This is a genomic window from Nocardia higoensis NBRC 100133, assembly GCF_000308595.1.
Taxonomy (GTDB): domain Bacteria; phylum Actinomycetota; class Actinomycetes; order Mycobacteriales; family Mycobacteriaceae; genus Nocardia; species Nocardia higoensis.
Window position 1 is genome coordinate 1 of the sequence record NZ_BAGA01000169.1, and the last position, 16,585, is coordinate 16,585.

At 69.0% G+C, this 16,585-nt stretch carries 16 protein-coding genes; 1 reads left to right on the forward strand and 15 read right to left on the reverse strand.

Going from position 1 to position 16,585, the window contains the following annotated elements; genetic code table 11:
- The 3 genes from ON26_RS27610 to ON26_RS27620 form a co-directional block, all read right to left on the reverse strand.
- Positions 1-407 (reverse strand): HAMP domain-containing protein (locus tag ON26_RS27610; RefSeq protein WP_040800641.1); only part of this gene is annotated, 407 nt, incomplete at its 3' end.
- 288 nt (positions 408-695) lie between these two features.
- A complete protein-coding gene (locus ON26_RS27615) occupies positions 696-1,274 on the reverse strand; it encodes a hypothetical protein (protein WP_040800643.1) in 579 nt (192 codons plus the stop codon).
- Between the two features lie 34 nt (positions 1,275-1,308).
- Positions 1,309-2,157: an LLM class F420-dependent oxidoreductase gene (locus ON26_RS27620; protein WP_040800659.1), complete on the reverse strand. Its 849-nt coding sequence runs from the start codon at positions 2,155-2,157 to the stop codon at positions 1,309-1,311.
- Positions 2,158-2,399: 242 nt separating this feature from the next.
- Between ON26_RS27620 and ON26_RS27625 the strand changes: the two genes are divergently transcribed.
- Positions 2,400-3,146 carry a GntR family transcriptional regulator gene (locus ON26_RS27625; RefSeq protein ID WP_040800645.1) on the forward strand — a complete coding sequence of 249 codons (747 nt, stop codon included), beginning with the start codon at positions 2,400-2,402 and terminating at the stop codon, positions 3,144-3,146.
- A gap of 80 nt (positions 3,147-3,226) precedes the next feature.
- On the opposite strand, the gene ON26_RS27630 is transcribed toward ON26_RS27625, so the two are convergent.
- The 12 genes from ON26_RS27630 to ON26_RS27685 all read right to left on the reverse strand — a co-directional run.
- Complete coding sequence (locus ON26_RS27630; protein WP_083884402.1) at positions 3,227-4,888, reverse strand: ABC transporter substrate-binding protein; 1,662 nt, start codon at positions 4,886-4,888, stop codon at positions 3,227-3,229.
- 60 nt (positions 4,889-4,948) lie between these two features.
- Entirely contained in the window at positions 4,949-5,875 is a 927-nt protein-coding gene (locus tag ON26_RS27635) for an ABC transporter permease (RefSeq protein ID WP_083884403.1), read from the reverse strand.
- Between the two features lies 1 nt (position 5,876).
- Complete coding sequence (locus tag ON26_RS27640) at positions 5,877-6,926, reverse strand: ABC transporter permease (protein WP_040800647.1); 1,050 nt, start codon at positions 6,924-6,926, stop codon at positions 5,877-5,879.
- Positions 6,923-7,750 (reverse strand): ABC transporter ATP-binding protein, encoded by an 828-nt coding sequence (locus ON26_RS27645; RefSeq protein ID WP_083884404.1) that lies wholly within the window; start codon positions 7,748-7,750, stop codon positions 6,923-6,925. The genes ON26_RS27640 and ON26_RS27645 overlap by 4 nt, the downstream gene beginning before the upstream one ends.
- On the reverse strand, positions 7,750-8,709 hold the full coding sequence (locus ON26_RS27650) for an ABC transporter ATP-binding protein (protein ID WP_051027739.1): 960 nt from the start codon (positions 8,707-8,709) through the stop codon (positions 7,750-7,752). The genes ON26_RS27645 and ON26_RS27650 overlap by 1 nt, the downstream gene beginning before the upstream one ends.
- Positions 8,710-8,868: 159 nt before the next feature.
- A complete protein-coding gene (locus ON26_RS27655; protein WP_040800649.1) occupies positions 8,869-10,176 on the reverse strand; it encodes an NtaA/DmoA family FMN-dependent monooxygenase in 1,308 nt (435 codons plus the stop codon).
- Positions 10,098-11,465, reverse strand: coding sequence for an MFS transporter (locus tag ON26_RS27660; RefSeq protein WP_040800651.1), 1,368 nt, complete (start codon positions 11,463-11,465; stop codon positions 10,098-10,100). Before ON26_RS27660 ends, ON26_RS27655 begins: the two co-directional genes overlap by 79 nt.
- Before the next feature lie 22 nt (positions 11,466-11,487).
- Positions 11,488-12,795: an NtaA/DmoA family FMN-dependent monooxygenase gene (locus ON26_RS27665; protein ID WP_040800653.1), complete on the reverse strand. Its 1,308-nt coding sequence runs from the start codon at positions 12,793-12,795 to the stop codon at positions 11,488-11,490.
- A gap of 36 nt (positions 12,796-12,831) precedes the next feature.
- Positions 12,832-14,148: an NtaA/DmoA family FMN-dependent monooxygenase gene (locus ON26_RS27670; RefSeq protein WP_040800655.1), complete on the reverse strand. Its 1,317-nt coding sequence runs from the start codon at positions 14,146-14,148 to the stop codon at positions 12,832-12,834.
- 264 nt (positions 14,149-14,412) lie between these two features.
- Positions 14,413-15,642 (reverse strand): 3,4-dihydroxy-2-butanone-4-phosphate synthase, encoded by a 1,230-nt coding sequence (gene ribB, locus ON26_RS27675; protein WP_051027740.1) that lies wholly within the window; start codon positions 15,640-15,642, stop codon positions 14,413-14,415.
- Complete coding sequence (locus tag ON26_RS27680; protein WP_040800657.1) at positions 15,635-16,129, reverse strand: flavin reductase family protein; 495 nt, start codon at positions 16,127-16,129, stop codon at positions 15,635-15,637. Before ON26_RS27680 ends, ribB begins: the two co-directional genes overlap by 8 nt.
- A partial coding sequence (locus ON26_RS27685) for an NADPH-dependent FMN reductase (RefSeq protein ID WP_040800672.1) occupies positions 16,126-16,585 on the reverse strand: 460 nt, incomplete at its 5' end. The genes ON26_RS27685 and ON26_RS27680, both read right to left, overlap by 4 nt.

Below are 16,585 nucleotides of genomic sequence, written 5' to 3' on the forward strand. Positions count from 1 at the left end.
TGATCTTCTGCGGACAGGTCGCCGCTGGCCACCGCGGTGGCGACCTGGGCGATGTCGCGGACCTGGCTGGTCAGGTTGCCCGCCATCGCGTTCACCGAATCGGTGAGGTCCTTCCAGGTGCCGGACACTTCGGGCACCTCGGCCTGCCCGCCGAGCTGGCCTTCGGTGCCGACCTCACGGGCGACGCGGGTCACCTCGGAGGTGAACAGCGACAACTGATCGACCATGCCGTTGAAGACGGTGGCGATCTCGCCGAGCAGCCCGTCGGCGTCGGTCGGCAGCCGAGTCCCGAAATCGCCGTCGCGCACCGCCGTGAGTCCGGCCAGGAGCTGGTGCAGTTCGACTTGGCCGGTAGCCCCGGTGTGTTCCGATCCGGTGCGCACGGCTGCCGCCGCTGTTTCCGTCATGACCGTCCTCGTATCGTGATCGGCTCGGACCGGAGGGGCTCGGACCGAGTGGGACACCGGGCAAGCGCACGGCGTCCGGCCGGCGAGTGTTTACCGGACTGCTGCCCAGGCACTCTACGTCCCCGGATCGGAGACGATCCGGGGACGAGGCATTTGCTGATACCCGAAACGAGACGAACCAATCACCTTCGGCAAGTGTCTTGGCTCACATTGGGACGACGCGTTGCGCGGCAACCGATCCGGGCGACCCGTCCCGCACGATCACGGCTCGCCGGGACGAATGTCGCGTCATATCGCCTGATCGACGCCTTCCCGCGCGGCGAGCAGGCTCGCTGCTCGTGAGCGGATTCGCGCCACGTACCACACGGTGAAGGCGGCCGGCGCGCCGAAGACGAGCGCGTGCACGGCGGTGAGCGTCACGGGGCCCGCGTGAGCGACCAGTGCCAGCGTCAGGCAGCCGAGGACGAAGCTCGCCGTCCAGACGCCGGTGAGCAGATAGCCGGTGCGGATGAACAGCGGCTGGTCCCAGAATTCCGGAGGCGTGGACTGTTTGGCGATGCCGAGAGTGAACGGCGCGCGCAGCGCCAGCGATGCTATCGCGATCACGGCCAGTGCCCCGTTGGCGAGGGAGGGCGTGTAGGCGTGCAGCGGAGTATCCGGATGGGTGAATGCGAGCCCGCACAACGCGGTGAAGTACACCAGTGAGCCGATGTCGATGATCAGCCCCTCGACGGCATACCGCGCGCGCAGCCGCAAGACGATCTCGCCCAGCGCGATCAGCGCGGCGGCGAGCGCCGCCCACTGCCAATAGTCCGCCGGGACAACCGCGTACACGATCCAGGGAGCGAAGGCGCGGAGGTAGTTCATGAGGACGAGAGCTCCTCGGGCGGCAGGCAGTGGGTCACGACGCGAGCCCGGAATCCCGGATGGCCTCCGCCAACGGTTCCAGCACGGCTGGATCGTGGGGTGTCGGCAGATAGATGATCGCGAGTTCCATGCCTTCGGCGCCCAGTGCGGCGGCCCAATCGATGATCGCGGAGTAGCCGGGCGACAGGTCGAGCCGGGTCTGCGCCGAGAGCAGGATCTCCTTCGGGTCGCGGCCGATGTCCGCGCAGTGCGCCGCCAGCACCTCACGCTTGCGGGCGAACTCCTCTGGTGTCCCGTTGACGAAGTTCCAGTGCTGGGCGTAACGGGCGGCGCTGCGCAGCGTGCGCTTCTCGCCGTTGCCGCCGATGCAGATCGGCGGATGCGGGCGCTGCGGGCCCTTGGGTTCGTTGCGGGCGCCGGTCAGGCGGTAGTACTTGCCGTCGAAATCGGTTGTCTCCTGGCTCAGCAAACCGATCAGCACCTGGCATGCCTCGTCGAAGCGATCCATGCGTTCGGTGATGGTGCCCAGCTCGATGCCGTAGGCGCCGGACTCCTCCTCGTTCCAGCCCGCACCGATACCCAGTTCCAGCCGGCCGCCGGAGATGATGTCCAAGGCGGCGGCCATATTGGCCAGCACCGCGGGATGCCGGTAGTGCACGCCGGTCACCATCGTGCCCAGCCGCAGGCGCGTCGTCGCCTGCGCCAGCGCGGTGAGCGTGGTCCAGCCCTCCAGGCACGGCCCGGTGGAGTCGGAGAAGATCGGGTAGAAGTGGTCGAAAGTCCAACCCGACTCGAAGATGTCGATCTCGTCGGCGGCCCGCCAGACGGCCAGCATGTCGGCCCACGTGGTGTCCTGCGGTGAGGTCTTGAAAGCGAATCGCATCACCACAGGCTAGAAGTTCGAGCGCACTCCAAGTCGAGCCGACGGGGGCGAGTCGAGAAATGGATCACAGAGAGTACTTTCGGCGCGCCGGAAATGACAACCGGGCCTAGCATTTCGAATCGTACGCTCCAGTGTCCCGATGCCGCGACCTCGGCCGAGTCGCGCGTCCGGCGGGACCGGTGCACGCAGCCGCGCGACGGCCCGGGGTCCGCACGAGATCACCGCCGTCCGAGGAGTCGCCCATGGCCGCCCCCCTGTCCGATCACGGTGGCCCCGCCCGTCACCCGCGCGCCGTCGGAGGTTCGGCGCGCTCCCGCCAACGCTCGGCGCGGGTCGTCCACCAGTTGCTGCGTTCGTCCATCAAGAGCGGGATGTTGCCCGAGGGCGAGCAATTGAACGAGGAGGCGCTCGTCGAGCGGCTCGACTCCACCCGGGCCTCGGTGCGCACCGCGCTGCAGATGCTCTCCGACGAAGGGTTGGTGACGCGCAAGCGCAAGGTGGGCACCGTGGTGCACAGCATGCCGGTACAGCTTCCGGTGCAGGATGTCGTCGGCGACCCGGAGACCGATCAGCTCGAGTACCTCCTGCAGGACGTGCAGCTGATCCCGGCGCACAGCCTGATCAAGGCGCGCATGCCCGACAGCGGTGACCGGATCCGATTGCTGGACTACCTGATCAGACGCGACGGCACACCGATCGGGACGCTGGTCGCCTTCCAGGTGAATCCGAATGTCATCCTGATGCCGCACACCCTGGCAATGGACCACATCGCGCCGATCTTCGAGCAGCAGTACGGCAAGAAGTTCGGCCGGATGGACACCTGGATCGACGCGGTGGTCGCCGACGCCGCCACCGCGCGCAGGCTCGGGATCGAGCCGGGCTCGATCCTGCTGGTGCGCGACCAGGTGCTCGCCGACGAGGACGGCACGATCCACGAATTCGCCTACGCGCACTACCGCGCGGACATGGTGTCGTTCCGGTCCAGCTGAACCCGATCCGCCGAATTCCGAGAAGGACTGTGCCCGGCCGTCATACGGCGGCCGGGCACAGTCGTCTTCTGCGCGGACGCTCAGCTCGACGGTGCGCCGAAACCCATGTTGGAGTAGTCGACCCAGTTGTCCGAACGCCAGGCGTAGCCGCGGACGTCGGAACCCACGGCCACATTGGGCTGTACCTGGGCGATGAACACGATCGGCGACTGCTCGAGGTAGATGCGTTCGGTGGCGTTCCAGGCCAGGCCGGCCTCGTCGGACAGCGCGTCGGGCAACGCGTTGCCCGCGGCGAGCGCGTCGTAGAACGGCTGGTACTCCCAGTCGGCGAAGTTGTTCGTCGAATCCTTGGCGGTATAGACGAGCAACTCGTACGGCGGGGTCAGTGTGATCGCGTAGTCGCGCAGGATGAACGCCTGCGAGGTGTGGTTGCTGCGCTGGGCGGCGAACTGGGCGGCGGGCATCTCATCGATGGTGATGTCGAAACCGGCCGCGCGGGCGGCGGTCTGGATCTGCTTGGCGGCGTCGAGGACGTCCGGTTCGGCCGCGCTCACCGCCAGGGTGAATGCCACCCCGTCGGGGAATCCGGCCTGTGCCAGCAGTTCTCGTGACTTGTCCGGGTCGTAGCGGTAGCCGGGGAATCCGGCGTCGGTGTAGCCGGGTGCGTCGTTGAGCAGGAAGCCGGGGTTGTCGCGTTTGGCCAGGCCGCGGTAGACGTTCTCGATGATCTGCTCGTAGGGCGTGGCATAGGCCATCGCCTGGCGCACGAGCGTGTTGTCGAACGGGGCCTTGTTGGTGACCAGCGGCATCATGATGAAGGTGTTCGGGTTGCCCACCCGCGGCACGGTGACGGCGGGGTCGTCGGCCAGCGACCCGAGGTCGGCCGGCGTCAGGCCCTCGGCCAGGTCGGCGTCGCCGTTGCGGACCGCGTTGGCGCGGGTGCCCGCATCGGCGACGATGCGGACATTGATGGTCTTCACCGGCGGCGGGGTGCCGAAGAAGTCGTCGCGGGCGGTCAATACGGCGGAGGTGCCCGGCTGGTAGGACGTGACCCGATAGGGGCCGAACCCGTGGTTGGGGTTCTCCGCCGACCATGCCACCGCGTACGGGTCGTCCGGCGTGGCGTGGGCTTTGAGCAAGGTGGAATCGAAGATGTGGCCGGCCAGGTCGGCCATGAGCGCCAGGAAGGTCACGCCGAGTCCGGCATTGGGCAGGGTGAAGGCCACGGTGCGGTCGTCGATCTTGGTGATCTGCTCGGCCGGATCGGTGATGGACGGATCCATGACGCCGGGCGAGACCGAGCGCGGCGAGGCGAACTTGCGCTCGAACGACCAGATCACGTCGTCGGCGGAGAGCACATTGCCCGCCGCGCTGATCGCCTCCTTCAGCGTGAAGGTGTAGGTGCGCCCGTCGGGGCTGACGGTGTAGCCGCTGGCCAGGTAGGGCTCGTAGGTGTAGACGTCCTGCTGTTGCACGCCGCGGCCCTGCGGGCTGTCGACGTAGGGCTTGCGCAGCAGTCCGGCGTGCAGGTTGTTGGCCTGCTCGTAGCCGCCGAAACCGTTGTCCACCGCCCACACGATGCCGGTGTCGGGGGCGACGACGGTCAGCACGCTGCCGGGCTCACCCGCGCCGCCGGGCCGGTTGGCGGGCTCGGCGCACCCGGTGGCGGCGACGAGGACGGCCAGCGCCCCCGCCAGCGCCACCGGCACACGGCGCCGGACGCCACGACGAATGTCGGACATGAGGTACTCCGTATCTCCTCGGGGAGGATGAAGGAACCGGACGCGAAAGGGCCGGCGGAACTAGCGGGCGGGGCCGCGATTGAACAGCCGCTGGCCGACGGCGGTGACCACCACCACGGTCGCGGCCAGCGCCAGCGCGGGGAACAGCGCCGCCCACCAGCGTCCCGCCACCGCGGCGGCGGAGCCGGAGGCGATCATCGAACCCCATTCCGGCGTCGGCGGATTCAAGCCGACGCCGAGGAAACCCAGACCCGCGGTGAGCACGATCGCCGAGGCGAACACCAGCGAGGCGTTCTCCAGCGCGGGCCAGGAGGCGTTCGGCAGCACATGCCGCACGATCACCGCGTACTCCGGTTCCCCGGAGATCCTGGCCGCGTCGAGGTAGGCCTCGCCACGCACCCGCAGCACCTCGGTGCGCACCAGCCGGGCCTGGTTCGGGGTCAGCACCACCGTCAGGGCCAGTGACAGCGAGAGCACCGAGGCGCCGAAGAAGGCGATCAGCACCAGGCCGATCACGATGGCGGGCACCGCCTGCACCAGGTCGACGGCTCGGGCCAGCGCGCGGCTGATCCAGCCCAGCGGACCGCGTGAGGACTCCTTCATACCCACCACCAGACCGAGCAGGATGCCCACGACGGTGGCGAGCACCGTGGTGAACAGCCCGATCAGCAGGTTGTTGGTGGTGGCGGCGACGGTGCGGGAGAAGACGTCCATGCCCGCGGAATCGGTGCCGAACAGGTGCTCCCCGCCGGGCGGCAGATCCGGTTTCGCGACCACGTCGATCGGACTGAAGGGAACCAGGGCGGGCCCTGCCACCGCGACGGCGACCACCAGCACGCCGAGGACCGGCACGATCAGTCCGCCGGCGCGCCGCCACATGGCTGTCGCGGGGACGGCGACTTCCTTTGCGCCCGTGGACTTCTCGTCGGATACGAGCACCGGCGCGCCCGCTCCGTCGGCCGGCGTGGGCTCGGGGACGACACTCATCTCAGGCTCCTTCCACTCGGACGCCGGGTCGCCGCCGCGGGTCGAGCATCATGTTCACCACGTCGACGACGAAGAACACCAGCAGGGAGACCGCGGCGACGGTCAGCAGGAAGCCCTGCAGGGCGATGAAGTCGGCGCGGCCCACCGCCTGCACCGCGTACTCCCCCATGCCGGGCAGTGCGAACAACCGCTCGATGATCACCGCGCCGCCGAGCATGAAGCCGAAGATGGTGCCGAACATCGCGACGGTCGGCGGAAGCGACCTGCGGCCGATGCTCAGCATCACCATGGGCCGCGAGGCGCCCGCGGCGATGCGGAACTTCGTCGCCTGCGCGTCGGCGGCCTGCTGGGCGGAACGGACGAACAACTTCAGCAGCATCGGCGCGTAGGCGATCACCAGCACCGCCACCGGCAGCCACAGGTGCGAGACCATCGAGCGCAGCACGATGGTGTCCTCGGACAGCACCGCGTCGAGCAACGGCATGCCGGTGACATGGGTGGGCGGGTTCAGGACCACGCTGTAGCGGCCGATCGGCGCGGGCGCCCAGTGCAGCAGCGAATAGAACACGAACACCCCGGCCACCCCGAGACAGAAGTCCGGGATGGCGCCGGCCGCCCTGGCGTAGGCGGCGATCTCCCGGGAGACGACATTGCGCGGCCGCGCCACCACGAACATGCCGAGCGCCAGGGTCAGCGCCGTGGAGATCAGCATGGCCAGCACTGCCAGCTCGAGGGTTTCGGGCAGGCGGCGGCCCATCTCGTCGAGGACCGGGGTGCTGTCGACGATCGAGTTGCCGAAGTCCAGGGTCGCCACATTGCCGAGGTAGCGACCGAGCTGTTCGAGGAGACTGCCGTCGAGCCCGAGGGAGGCGCGTGCCTGCGCCACCTGGTCCGGTGTCATCGGCTGGCCGCCGGAGATGGTGGCGATCGGATCGCCCGGGATCAGGCGCACGACGAAGAACACGACGATGGCGAACAGGAGCAGGTGCACCGGCAGCATCGCCAGCCGTCTGACCCACCAGCCCTGGGTGCGCCACAATTCGCCGATCATGCGACCACCTCCGCGCGGCGTTCGGTGCGCTGGGCGGTGGTCCGGTAGGCGTCGACCAGCGCGCGGGTGTAGGGATGCTTGGATCGGTGCAGCACGTCGGCGGTGGCGCCGCGTTCCACGACCACACCGCGGTACATGACGATCAGCTCCTCGGCGATGAACGCGGTGGCGGGCAGGCCGTGCGAGACGAAAACCAATCCGGCGCCGTTGTTCTCGCAGTGTGCTTTCAACAGGTTGAGCACCGCGCCCTGCACGGACACGTCGAGCGCGGAGACCGCCTCGTCGCAGATGATGAGCGCGGGCCCGACCACCAGGGCACGGGCGATGGAGAACCGCTGCCGCTGTCCACCGGAGACCTGGTGCGGATAGCGGTCGGCGAGGGCCGGGTCCAGTTCCAGTGCGGCCACCGTCTCGTCGACGAGGACGTCGGCGGCACGAGCGCTCTTGCCGAGCAGCTCGAGCACCGGCCGCCGGATCGCGTCGCGCAGGGTGCGGCGCGGGTCGAACGAGGAGGAGGTGTCCTGGGCGACCAGCTGCACGTCGCGGCGGAAGGCCCGCATGTCCGGGCGGCCGAGTGCGGCGATGGACCGGCCGTTGTATTCCACCGTGCCGTGCGTCGGATGCTCGAGGCCGACCATCATCCGCACCAGAGTGGACTTGCCGGAACCGGATTCGCCGACGATTCCGATGCGATGTTCGGGGGTGATGGTCAGGTCCAGGGTGTCCACGGCGGTGTGGGTGCTCCCGCCGCGGCCGTGGAAGATCTTCTGCGCGGCGCAGAACTGCACCGTGGTGTTGCGCCGCGCGGCTTCGTCCACTTTCATCACGCCGCCCCCGACATGCTCGGCGCGAGGGGTTCGGTGGCGACCGAGGCCATGGTGGGCAGCCGCGACGCGGACGCGTGCTCCAGGGTGGGGATGCACGCGATCAGGCCCCGGGTGTAGGGATGGGTGGCGGTCTCGGCGAGCCGGCCCGATGGCCCCTCCTCCACGATGCGGCCCTTGTTCATCACCACGGTCCAGTCGGTGAACTCCTGGCACAGGGCGATGTCGTGGGAGACCATCAGCAGACCGGCGCCGACGTCCTCGCTGAGCGCCACCATCAACTGCATGAGCTCGCGGGAGAGGGTGGCGTCGAGCGCGCTGGTGGGCTCGTCGGCGATGAGCAGGCGCGGTGATCCGCTCAGCGCGATGGCGATCATGACGCGCTGACGCATGCCCCCGGACAGTTCGTAGGGACGGGCGGCCATCACCCGGTCGGTGTCGGTGAGCCCCACCTTGGTCAGCCATGCGGCCGCGGCGGCGCGGGCCGCGGCCCGGCTGGGCTTGCGGCCGCCCGCAGCGCGTTCGGTGTTGCGGATGACGGCGGTGAGCTGTTGACCGATCGTCCACACCGGGTCCAGTGAGGTCATCGCGTCCTGGAAGACGACGGCCACGCCGTCGATACGCTGCGGCACGGCGCTGCGCCGCCGGGTGGTGAGATCCTGTCCGTCGAAGTTCAACGCGCCGGCGTCGATGATCGCGTCGGGAGCGAGGAATCCGGCGACGGCCATGCAGGCGTTGGTCTTTCCGGATCCGGACTCGCCGACGACGGCCACCTTGGTGCCCGGCCGCATGGTCAGCGAGAAGGAGTCCACGGCGGTGAACAGGCCGTGGGGCGTGCGATAGCGGATGGTGAGATCACGCACCGTCAGCAGCGGGGCGGTCTCGGGCGCGGCGCTGACGGGTGCTGATGTGGCGGGTACTGATCTGGCGGGGGTGCTGGAAACGGTGGTGGAGGCCATGGTCGGTCCGCTCCTTGTCGCGGTGATGGATAACGAGGCCATGGGCGGTGCGCGCTCGGTGCGTGAGTGGTGGTCGCCCACCGGTGACGGTCCACGCTGACCGTTCCGGCATTGCTCGGGCCGGAGCCCGAAAACAGGTGTGCGCTGATCGATTCGAGGTCAGAAGTCCATGAGGTTCTCGCGGAAGGTGCGGTGCGCGAAGCCGTCGCGGATCAGGCCGCGTTTGCGCAGGGCCGGAGCCAGGCCGTCGCAGACCTCCATGATCGAGCGGCGGGTCACGTCCGGGTACATCAGGAAGCCGTCGCCGCCTGCCTCTTCCATGACCTCGCCCATCTGGGCGGCCATGGTGTCGGGGCTGCCGACGAATTCCATGCCGTAGTTGGCCGGTCCGGTGGCCAGGTCGCGCAGGGTGATGTTCTCCGAACCCTCCAGCCAGGCCTTGGCCGTGGTGGTCTCGCCGTTGCCGATCTCCTGTGGCACCGGTCCGTCCAGGTCGTACTTGCGGTAGTCGACGACGCCGCCGCTGACGTAGGACAGGTACCACAACCGCTTCTCGATGTTGTCCGGGTCGGACTTGGCCTTGTCGAAGCGGTCGAAGCGGTCCTTCGCCTCGGCGTCGGTGTCGCCGAGGTAGGGCGTGGCCATGAACAGGATCTTCAGGTCCTGCGGCTTGCGGCCGTGCGCGATCAGCCTGCGGTCCATGTCCTGGCGCAGCGCCTTCATCTGCTCCGGGGTCTTGGCCAGCGCCAGCATGGTGTCGGCGTGGCGAGCCGCCAGGTCACGACCCGGATGCGAGTTGCCTGCCTGCGCGACGACCGGACGACGCTGCGGTCCGGGGATGGTGTTGAGCGGGCCGCGGCACTTGAAGTACTTGCCCTCGAAGTCGATCGGATGGACCTTGGTGTGGTCGGCGTAGCGCGGGGTGTCCTGGTCGTGCACCAGGGCGTCGGGTTCCCAGGAGTCCCAGAGCTGACTGACGACGTCCATCCACTCGTCGGCCATCGCGTAGCGCTCGGCGTGGTCGAAGTGCTTGTCCAGCCCGAAGTTCTGGGCCACCCGGTGCGAGACGGAGGTGACCACGTTGATGCCGACGCGCCCCTTGGTGAGGTGGTCCAGGGTCACCATCGAGCGCGCCGCCAGGTAGGGCGGGTACTGGATGGTGGACATGGTCGCCACGATGCCGATGTGCTCGGTGGCCTGGGCGAGCAGGGGCACCAGCGGGATCGGGTCGTTCTTCGGCGCCATGAGACCGTACTTCAGCGTGGTCTCCATCGAGTCGCCGTAGGTGTCCTCCACCATCGAGGTGTCCTCGATGAACAGCAGATCGAACCCGGCCCGCTCGAGCGAGGTGGTGAGATCCACGTACATGCTCGGCTGAGTCCATTCGGTTACCGCGCGGCCGGTCCAATTGCCGTACCAGGGCTGCATTCCGAAGCCGTTGCCGAGAAACCATCCCAGTCGGAACATTGCCATTCTCCTTCGCTGTTTCGATCAGCCAAACGGCCGACCGTGTCGTCACCGCTTCGCGCGGGTAGCAACTCCATTACGCGGGTGCATTCCGCTGTCGAATTGCAGTCTGAGCTGCGAATTTCCAGTTCCCGATCGGCAACAACGCCGAACCGGGTTCGCGAAATGTGTGCCGCCGCTCCCACTGCCAGGCAGCAGGCGGCGAATATCGCCGCGATCGTCAGCACGCCGCCGGATACTCCGAAGAGTGCGACAGCGGCGCCGCCGAGCACGACGAAGACCCATGCCCCCAGATAGGCGAGCGCCGTGTAGCCCGAGACCACCCGGCCGTGATCCACCGGCCCCAGCCCGGCGGTCACCCGGGCCTGGCCGATCCGCACCGCCGCGACCTGGACCAGCCCGGAGAAGGTCGAGCCGACCAGCAGCAGGACCACGCTTCCGGCCGCCACACCGATTGCGGCGCACAGCATTCCGGCGGCCATGGCGACGGCCGCGGCGGGGATCGTGCGGATCCAGCGGCTGACGCCTTCGCGCGGCACGGTGGCCGCGGCGGCGGCGAACAGCGCCGACCCGCACAGCGCCAGCGCCACCGGCAGGGAGTCGGTGACCCCCTGCCGCAGCACGGCGGCGGGGAACACGCCCGTCGCCAGCGCGCCGATCGCCCAGGCCAGCGCCCCGATCAGGTAGGCGATCGGTTGCCGGGGCCGCGGTCGGGCCGGGGCGAGCGAGGCCGTGCTCGCGCGCGCCTCGGGAAGCAGCAGCGGCCCGCTGCGCAGATCCGCCACGAGCACGAGCCCACACAGCGCCGAGACCACAATGTTGAGCAGGTAGACCGTCGTCATCGGGCCGGGCAGCCAGACGACGACGGCGGTGGACAAGGCCAGACCCACGCCCGCGCCGAACATCGACGCCCCCGACACGAACTGCCTGCCGCGTGGCCCGAGGCCGGCCGACATGACGGCGGCGCCGGCCCCGGTCGCCAGCGCGCTGCACAGGCCGACCAGGAAGCGCCCGGGGTACAGCAGGGCGCCGACGCTCGAGCCGAACAACAGCAGCAGATTGGCCGCCACCGCGCAGCCCATCGCGCCGATGAGCACGAACCGCGAGTACCGCGCCAGCGGGGTGCGGGCCCCGATCAGCAGCACCGCCACCAGCGGGACGAAGTACATCGCGAAGATGACCGCGCTCTCGAACGCCGAAAGCCCGAGCTTGTCCTGATAGCGCGGCAGCAGCGGGACGATCCCGTTGGAGCCGCAGATGCCGACGACATACGCCGTGGCCGCGGTCATGCCGGTGAACCGTGAGGTCCGTTCAGAACGCACGGAGGTTCTCACGGAAGGTACGGTGGCTGAATCCCTGCCGGATCAGGCCGCGGCGGGCCAGCTCCGGGCACAGGCCCTCGGTGATCCGGGCGGTGTAGGCGCGGCTCGGCGGCTGCGACAGGAACATGAACCCGTCGCCGCCGACGTAGTCCATCGCCTCCTCCATGAGATCGGCGACGGTTTCCGGCGAGCCGACCAGTTCCATCGACTGCACCCGCATCTTCGAGGCCGCCTCCCGGATCGGGCGGCCGCCGAAGGCTTCCTTCCAGATCGCGAACTGTCCCTGGTGGCCGTTGGTGGTGACCTCGTCGGGAATCGGCAGATCCGGGTCGAAGACCGAGAAGTCGATCTCCATGGTGGCCGCGAAGTGCACCATCTGGTGCTCGAAGTTCTCCTGCTCGCGGGCCAGGAACGCCTCGTTCTCGGCCTGGGCCTCGGCGTCGGTGCGACCGATCACCGGGGCGACCACGAAGAACACCTTGATCTCGTCGGGATCGCGACCGAACTTCTCCGCGCGGGCGCGGATGTCGTCACGATAGGCCTTCATGCCCTCGAGACCGTTCGGGATGCACAGCAGCATGTCGGCGTTGGCGGCGGCGAAATCCCGCCCGCGCGGCGAGGAGCCGGCCTGGCAGATGACCGGCTTGCCCTGCGGCCCGGCGGGCACGTTCATCGGGCCGCGCACCGCGAAGTGCTTGCCGCGGTGATCGATCGGATGCACCTTGGTGTGGTCGGCGAAGTAGCCGCGCTCGCGATCGATGACGATGGCGCCGGGCTCCCACGACTGCCACAGCTTCCCGGTGACCTCCAGGAACTCCTCGGCGATGTCGTAGCGCGCGTCGTGCTCGGGCAGCACGTCCATGCCGTAGTTCTGCGCGGCGCGATCCTCGCTGGAGGTGACCACGTTCCAGCCGACCCGGCCGCGGGTGACGTGGTCGAGGGTGGCGAAGGCGCGGGCCAGCTGATAGGGCGGGTAGAAGGTGGTCGACGCGGTGGCGACGATACCGATGTGCTCGGTGGCGTAGGCCAGCATCGACACCACCGGCACCGGGTCGAGCTTGGGTGCGTAGAAGGCGTGCTTGAGTTCGAGTTCGGCGGTGCCGGCGTAGATGTCGGGCACCATGAGGGAGTCCTCGAGCATCATGAAGTCGAAGCCGGCGCGCTCCATGTCTCGGACCATGTCGACGTAGAAGCGTCCGTCGCTCCAGCTGCGGGCATCGCGGTCGGACCAGCCGTCGCGCCATTGCGGCGCGGTCAGGTTGCCGAACCAGCCCAGTCGGAAACGATTGGCGGCCATGGTGTTACCTCCGGAAAGCAGAAAGTGGGCAGCGGCTCAGAAGGCGAGCAGGTTGTCGCGGAACGGGACGTTGTCGTAGCCGTCGCGGATGAGCCCGCGCTTGCGCAGGGCGGGGCTGAGACCATCGGTGTACTCGGCGATGGTGCGGCGGTTGAGCGAGCTGGGCTGATAGAGCAGGAAGCCGTCGCCGCCGACCTCGTCCATGATCTCGCCCATCTTCGCCGCGACGGTGTCCGGCGAGCCGATCAGACCCAGGTCGCCGATCTGGCGCACGCCGGTCACGACCTCGCGCAGGGTCTTGTCCTCGTTGCCCTCGACGTACTTGCGCATGGAGCTCTGCTCGCCGTTGCCGAGGATGTCGGGCATGGGGGCGTCGAGGTCGAAGGTGCTGAAATCGACGGTGCCGCCGCTGATGTAGGACAGCTGCCAGAGCACCTGTTCGATGTGCTCGGGGCTGGTGGTGCGGGCGAGCCTGGCGCGTTCACGCTCCCAGGCGTCGGCGTCGGTCTCGCCCAGCATGGGCGAGACCAGGAACATCACCTTGCAGTCGCCGGGCTTGCGGCCGTGCGCGAGCAGGCGCTGATGCATGTCCTCGCGGAAGGCTTTCATCTGCGCGGGCGTGTGACCCATCGCCAGCATGGTGTCGGCGTGCTCGGCGGCCAGTTCGCGGCCCGGCACGGAATTGCCCGCCTGCGCGACCACCGGCCTGCGCTGCGGTCCGGGGATGGTGTTGAGCGGGCCGCGGACCGAGTAGTACTTGCCGCGGTGGTCGATGGTGTGCACCTTGGACGCGTCGGCGTACATCGGCGTCACCGGGTCGTTGACGACGGCGGTGGGCTCCCAGGAGTCCCACAGCTTGCCGACGACCTCCATCCACTCCCCCGCCATCGCGTAGCGCTCGTCGTGCGGCAGGTGCTCGTCGTAGCCGAAGTTCTGCGCGACCCGGTGCGTCACCGAGGTCACCACGTTGATGCCGGCGCGTCCGTCGGTGAGGTGGTCGAGGGTCACCATCAGCCGGGCGGCGGTGTAGGGCTGGTACTGGATGGTCGACATGGTGTTGATGACGCCGATGTGCTTCGAGCCCTGCGTCATCAACGGCACCAGCGGCAGCGGATCGTTCTTGGGCGCCATCTCGCCGTGGGCGAGGGTCCAGGCCGCAGAACCGCCGTAGGTGTCCTCCACCATGGCGGTGTCCTCGATGAAGACGAAGTCGAAGCCGCCGCGTTCGAGCGCGCTCGCCAGCTCCACATAGCGCTGCGGCTTCATCCAGTCGGTGGCCGCGTTGCCGTCGAAGACGCCGCGCCAGGGCTGGATGCCGAATCCCTGTCCGAGGAACCAACCGAGATGGAACATGCGCAACTCCTCCGCTAGTGCTGAATTCGCCATCAGTTCACCGGCGGGTCGAGTCCGGTGCGTTTCCCGGCTTTCACAAGTTGATTTCGCGGCAGCCGCAAAGGATTACGTGTCTTGCGTGAGCCCCTCAGCAGCGGATTCGGCGTGATTACGCCGCACACCTCCGGCAAAACGCCGCGAGCCGCCGAGGGACGAACGACGGCGAGGGCGCGACACCTGTCCGGTGTCGCGCCCTCGCCGAATTGTGTTGCGCTGTCGCTGCTGTCAATCGACCGGTATCAGATGCCCCATGCGTTCGCGTTTCGTCCGTAGATAGCGGACATTGCCCGGTATCGCGCCGGTGAAATGCGGAACGCGACTGTGCACGCGTATTCCGGCCGATTCCAGTCCGGCGATCTTGGCCGGATTGTTCGTCATGAGTTCGACCGCCGCGCAGCCCAGATCCTGCAGAATCGCCGCTGCCGCACCGTATTCGCGCGCGTCGACCGGCTCGCCGAGGGCGACATTGGCCTGCACGGTGTCGAGGCCTTCGTCCTGCAGCCGGTAGGCGGCCAGCTTCTTGAGCAGCCCGATGCCGCGTCCTTCGTGCCCGCGCAGGTAGACCACGATCCCGCCGCTGCTCGCGATCCGCGCCAGCGCAGCGTCCAGCTGCGGACCGCACTCGCAGCGGTGCGATCCGAACGCCTCGCCGGTCAGGCATTCCGAATGCACTCGCACCAGCGGGACCGGCCCGCTTCCGCCACGCATCAGCGCGATGTGCTCGTCTCCGGTCTCGCTGTCGCGATAGCCGATCGCGTCGAACCGGCCGTGCCGGGTGTCGATACCGGTGACCGCGACGCGGCGCACCCGCGGCGGACGCGGCGCACCCACCCGCGGATGGATCTGCCGGTACCTGATCAGTTCCGCGATCGAAAGCACCGGAAGATCCATCCGCGCGCCGAGCTCCTCGACAGCGGGCATGCGCAGCATCGCGCCGTCGTCGCCGGTGAGCTCGGCGATCGCGCCGACCGGCGGCAGCCCGGCCAGCTCGCACAGCTCCACGGCCGCCTCGGTGTGCCCGGCCCGCTCGACCACACCGCCGTCGACGGCACGCAACGGCAACACATGCCCCGGCCGGATCAGATCGTCGGCGTGGCTGCGCGGATCGGCCAGCACCCGCAGTGTGCGAGTGCGGTCGGCGGCGCTGATGCCGGTGCTCACGCCGGTCCTGGCGTCCACCGTCACCGTGTAGGCGGTGCGCTTGGGATCGCGGTTGTCGGCGACCATCTGCGGCAGCGCCAGCGCCTCGGTCCGATCGGCGCGCATCGGCGCGCACACCAGGCCCGAGGTGTTGCGGATCATCCACGCCGTCCACTCCGGCGTCGCGGTCGCGGCCGCCAGCACGACATCGCCCTCGTTCTCCCGGCTCTCGTCGTCGACGACCAGGACGGGCAGCCCGTCCGCGAGCGCCGCCACCGCGCGCCCCACCGCGTCGTGCGGATACAGGCTAGCCATCGCTGCGCTCCAATCGGCAGAACGCGCTGCGGTGGAACACGATCGGCGCGACATCGCCGGGATGCTCGAGCCAGTCGACCGACAGCAGCGCGATGGTGTGGTCGCCGGCGGGCACCTCCTCCACGATCCGCGACTCGATCCACAGGGCGGCACCTTCCACCAACAGCGCGCCGCTGTCACGGCGCACCGTCGGCACGCCGGCGAACCTGTCCCCGCTCCGGGCGGCCAGCGTGCGTGCCGCCGTCGAGTGCGCCTCGGCGAGCACACTCACTCCCAGCGTCCCCGCCTCCCGCAGCCGCGGCCAGGTGCTCGAGGTCTGCTGGATGCACACCGCCACCAGCGCGGGCTCGAGCGACACCGAGACGAACGAGCTCGCCGCCATACCGATCCGCTCGCCCGCCGGATCCGCGCACAACGCCACCACACCGCTGGGGAACTGCGCCATGGCCGTGCGCAGGGCCCGCTGGTCCGCCTGTGCCGTGGTCATGCCTGCGCTCCCGCCACTCGCGACGGCGCCGCGCTGCGCAGCACCGGGCCCCACCGATCGACGTAGTCGGCGATGCGACCGTCGCTGGCGTAGGTGCTGTCCAGCAGGAACAGCCCCGGCGCCGGGCACGCCGCGCCCAGCTCGACCAGCAGCGGCTTGAGCATCAGCTCCGGCGCCATCGCATGGAAGGGCGCGGCCCCCAGCATCAGCGGGACCGCGACCACATCGCGCAGCCCCTCGCCGGTGGCGAACTGGTCCAGGAACAGCTTCAGCAGTCCGGAATAGGTGGCCTTGAAGGTGGGGCTGGCCACCACGACGAGATCGGACCCGGCAACGGCCTCGACCGCCGCGCCCACCGCCTCGTCTCCCCAGCCGAGCAGACCGGCACCCAGGGTGACCACATCGACGACGGTCTCGGGGCCACTGCCGGTCAGCGCCTCGACCACCACTTCGGCC

Excerpts from the sequence above, each read along its gene's own strand:
- ON26_RS27650 (WP_051027739.1), bottom strand. The coding sequence starts at position 8,709 with ATGGCCTCCACCACCGTTTCCAGCACCCCCGCCAGATCAGTACCCGCC.
- ON26_RS27620 (WP_040800659.1), bottom strand. The coding sequence starts at position 2,157 with ATGCGATTCGCTTTCAAGACCTCACCGCAGGACACCACGTGGGCCGAC.
- ON26_RS27635 (WP_083884403.1), bottom strand. The coding sequence starts at position 5,875 with ATGAGTGTCGTCCCCGAGCCCACGCCGGCCGACGGAGCGGGCGCGCCG.
- ribB (WP_051027740.1), bottom strand. The coding sequence starts at position 15,642 with ATGGCTAGCCTGTATCCGCACGACGCGGTGGGGCGCGCGGTGGCGGCG.
- ON26_RS27665 (WP_040800653.1), bottom strand. The coding sequence starts at position 12,795 with ATGGCCGCCAATCGTTTCCGACTGGGCTGGTTCGGCAACCTGACCGCG.
- ON26_RS27680 (WP_040800657.1), bottom strand. The coding sequence starts at position 16,129 with ATGACCACGGCACAGGCGGACCAGCGGGCCCTGCGCACGGCCATGGCG.
- ON26_RS27615 (WP_040800643.1), bottom strand. The coding sequence starts at position 1,274 with ATGAACTACCTCCGCGCCTTCGCTCCCTGGATCGTGTACGCGGTTGTC.
- ON26_RS27640 (WP_040800647.1), bottom strand. The coding sequence starts at position 6,926 with ATGATCGGCGAATTGTGGCGCACCCAGGGCTGGTGGGTCAGACGGCTG.
- ON26_RS27630 (WP_083884402.1), bottom strand. The coding sequence starts at position 4,888 with ATGTCCGACATTCGTCGTGGCGTCCGGCGCCGTGTGCCGGTGGCGCTG.
- ON26_RS27660 (WP_040800651.1), bottom strand. The coding sequence starts at position 11,465 with ATGACCGCGGCCACGGCGTATGTCGTCGGCATCTGCGGCTCCAACGGG.
- ON26_RS27670 (WP_040800655.1), bottom strand. The coding sequence starts at position 14,148 with ATGTTCCATCTCGGTTGGTTCCTCGGACAGGGATTCGGCATCCAGCCC.
- ON26_RS27625 (WP_040800645.1), top strand. The coding sequence starts at position 2,400 with ATGGCCGCCCCCCTGTCCGATCACGGTGGCCCCGCCCGTCACCCGCGC.
- ON26_RS27645 (WP_083884404.1), bottom strand. The coding sequence starts at position 7,750 with ATGAAAGTGGACGAAGCCGCGCGGCGCAACACCACGGTGCAGTTCTGC.
- ON26_RS27655 (WP_040800649.1), bottom strand. The coding sequence starts at position 10,176 with ATGTTCCGACTGGGATGGTTTCTCGGCAACGGCTTCGGAATGCAGCCC.